The organism is Micromonospora echinofusca (genome assembly GCF_017614955.1).
In the GTDB taxonomy this organism is placed as follows: Bacteria; Actinomycetota; Actinomycetes; order Mycobacteriales; family Micromonosporaceae; genus Micromonospora; species Micromonospora echinofusca_A.
In genome coordinates this window covers 1-2,691 of sequence record NZ_WVUH01000562.1, presented here as the reverse complement: position 1 = coordinate 2,691, position 2,691 = coordinate 1, and the positions used below count along the sequence as shown (strand labels likewise).

3 protein-coding genes are annotated in these 2,691 nt (G+C 70.7%); all 3 read left to right on the top strand.

From position 1 onward, the window contains the following. Positions 1–389: 389 nt before the first annotated feature. The 3 genes from GSF22_RS32710 (at position 390) to GSF22_RS32700 (ending at position 2,645) form a co-directional block, all read left to right on the top strand. A complete protein-coding gene (locus GSF22_RS32710) occupies positions 390–1,175 on the top strand; it encodes a TetR/AcrR family transcriptional regulator (protein ID WP_208817774.1) in 786 nt (261 codons plus the stop codon). Between the two features lie 223 nt (positions 1,176–1,398). Then, positions 1,399–2,022 (top strand): DUF6230 family protein, encoded by a 624-nt coding sequence (locus GSF22_RS32705; RefSeq protein WP_208817773.1) that lies wholly within the window; start codon positions 1,399–1,401, stop codon positions 2,020–2,022. A gap of 50 nt (positions 2,023–2,072) precedes the next feature. Next, positions 2,073–2,645, top strand: a complete 573-nt coding sequence (locus GSF22_RS32700) for a DUF6114 domain-containing protein (RefSeq protein WP_208817772.1) — start codon at positions 2,073–2,075, stop codon at positions 2,643–2,645. The last annotated feature ends 46 nt before the right edge of the window (positions 2,646–2,691 follow it).

Genomic DNA, 2,691 nt, shown 5'->3' with positions numbered 1-2,691 from the left:
CGGGAAGGGCACGCGGCAACCTCCTCGTGGGGGCGGGGCGGAAGTGGGCACGGCACGGCACGCCGTACCGGTCGGACGGCAACCGGCGGGTCGCGGAACGCGAGGATCAGCACCACTCCGGGCAGTAACGGGCGCACCGGCGGGCGCGAGAGGGAATTGCGTGCCGGATCAGGCTGGTGCACTGCGGCTGAGCCGCGACACCTGCCCGACGATCTGCGGGGCGACGGTCACGCCGCCGGTCGTACCGAGGACCATTGAGCCCTCCTCGCGGTCGGGACGGGAATTGTCTCCCACCCCGGGCGCTACGTAGAGTATTGAAGGAAACCTGTGGAAGTTATAAACCTCCCGAGGTACGCCGGTCAAGCACGCAAATTAAGGAGATCAATGCGATGGTGGCCTCTCCGGCGCGCCGGGCGGCACTGACGCCGTTACCCGGTGCCCGCACCGGACGGGATCCGGCCCGGGCGATCAAACGCGGTCCACGTCGGCTGCCGGCCGAGGTGGTCCGGGCCACCCAGCGGGACCGGCTCTTCGACGCCCTGGTGCACACGGTGGCCGCCAAGGGGTACGCGAACGCCCGGGTGAGTGACATCTGCCAGGCGGCCGGGGTGACCCGACCGGCCTTCTACGCCCTTTTCGCCGGCAAGGACGACGCGTTCCTCGCCACCTACCGGCACGGCACGGACGTGCTGCTGAAGCTGATGGAACAGGCCTACTCCGACGCCGGGGACTGGCCGGCCGGCTGCCGGGCCGCACTGCGGGTACTGCTCGACGTGCTGGCCAGCGTGCCGGCGTTCGCGATGATGGCGATCGTCGAGATCGACGCGGTCGGGCCGGCCGCGCGGTACGAGCGGGACCTGCTGCTGCGCCGCTTCGACCAGTTCTTCCGGGAGGCGCCGCCCAGTCCCGGCCCGGTCGGCCCGGACGGGCTGACCGGCGCGGTCGTCGGCGGGATCAACAGCATGGTCTACCGGCACGTGGCGGCGGGGCGGGTCGCCGACCTGCCCGACCTGCTGCCGACCCTGACGTACTTCATGGTCGCGCCGTTCCTCGGCCCGGCGGAGGCGGCCCGGGTCGCCGGGGCACATTCGGCCGACGAGCCCGTCCGCCCGCCGTGCGCCCCGGCTGCCGTCGGGGACCTGTCGACCGGCAGCACCGGCCAATCCATTCCGTGATCAGAAATCGCGGAGGTTTTTGACTCTTTCCACTCAATGCTCAAACGACGGTGATCGACTTCCGAGCAAATCTTGACCCAATTACTACCCGAGGGTAACTTCCGGTTTGCCGTCCCCGTCGACCAGAGGAAGGCAGCACGACCAACCGGTTCCGGATCATTTTCTCGACGCCGGACGGCGCCCTTTTCCAGCCGAAAGACCACGACGGCCAAGGGAGCGACAGATGTCCTCGGAATACACCTCGACCGGAACCCCGTACGGCAAGGTACGGTGGCGGCGATTCGCAGCGACGTTCCTCGGTGCCGGCGCGGTGGGCGCCGCGCTGGTCGCCCTCACCGCCCAGGGCGTACTCGCCGCCCAGTTCTCCCTGTCGGGCATCCCGTTCACGGTCACCGCGGACCGGTTGGACGGCACCGGGTTCGCCCAGTTCGCGACCCTCGACCACATGGCACCGGGCAGCCCGAACGAGGGCGACACCGGTGGCCAGTTGGTGCTGATCGTGTCGGCCATCGACCAGGCCAAGCTGACGAACCTCTGCCAGAGCATCGAGATGGGCGGCATCGTGCTCAAGCTGACCGCCGGGGACGAGGGCCGACCGGTAGCCGCCCGCACCCTGGTCGTCGACTCGGACGTCATCTCCGGTGACGCCTCCTTCGAGAAGATCAACATCGGCCAGGACGCCAGCACCCTGGACACGGTGCCCGGCGTCCGGGGCAACATCGGGGTCTTCGGGCAGCAGGCCGACAAGGTCACCATCGTCAACCTCCGGCAGCACAACTACGCCACCACCGCCGCCACCTTCAGCCTCCCCCACCTGCGGATGCAGTTCGCCTCGGAGGGCTGCTGACCGTGACCGGGGAGCACGACACGCCGGGCCCACCGGAAACGTCGGCGCCGGTGGGGACGACCACGGACGGGCCACCGACACCACACCGGGCCCGACGGGTGAGCCGTTGGCGCACCTGGCGGCACAGCCGGCCGTTCTGGGGCGGCCTGCTCGTCACCCTCGGCGCCGTCGAGATCCTGGTGTCGGTCCGCGCTCCCCTGCCGGTGATCCTGCACGTCGGCCTCCAGGGGCTGGCCGCCTACCTGGTCCCGGTCCTGCTGCTGCTCTGCGGCCTGCTGCTGCTGTTCAACCCCAGCCAGCGCGTCTTCTACTCGATCCTGTCCATCGTGCTGTCGCTGGCGTCCTGGCTGACGTCGAACCTCGGCGGCTTCCTGATCGGTCTGCTGCTCGGTCTGACCGGCGGGGCGCTGGCCTTCGCCTGGACGGCACACCGGCCCGGTCCGGTCCCCGCAGCCGGGCGGGCCGACACCGAGGGCCCGACCGCGAGCGGCACGGAGCCGGGGAACACGACCGAGCCAGGGAGCAGGCCCGGACCGGGGAACACGACCGGACCGGAAGGCAGCACGGTGCCGGAGCCGGCGGCGACCGCTGATCCGGGGCCGGTCACCGGCCCGGCCCGATAGCTGCGGGCTGCGGGCTGCGGGCTGCGGGGAGGGTACGGGGCGGCGA

Excerpts from the sequence above, each read along its gene's own strand:
- GSF22_RS32710 (WP_208817774.1), top strand. The coding sequence starts at position 390 with ATGGTGGCCTCTCCGGCGCGCCGGGCGGCACTGACGCCGTTACCCGGT.
- GSF22_RS32705 (WP_208817773.1), top strand. The coding sequence starts at position 1,399 with ATGTCCTCGGAATACACCTCGACCGGAACCCCGTACGGCAAGGTACGG.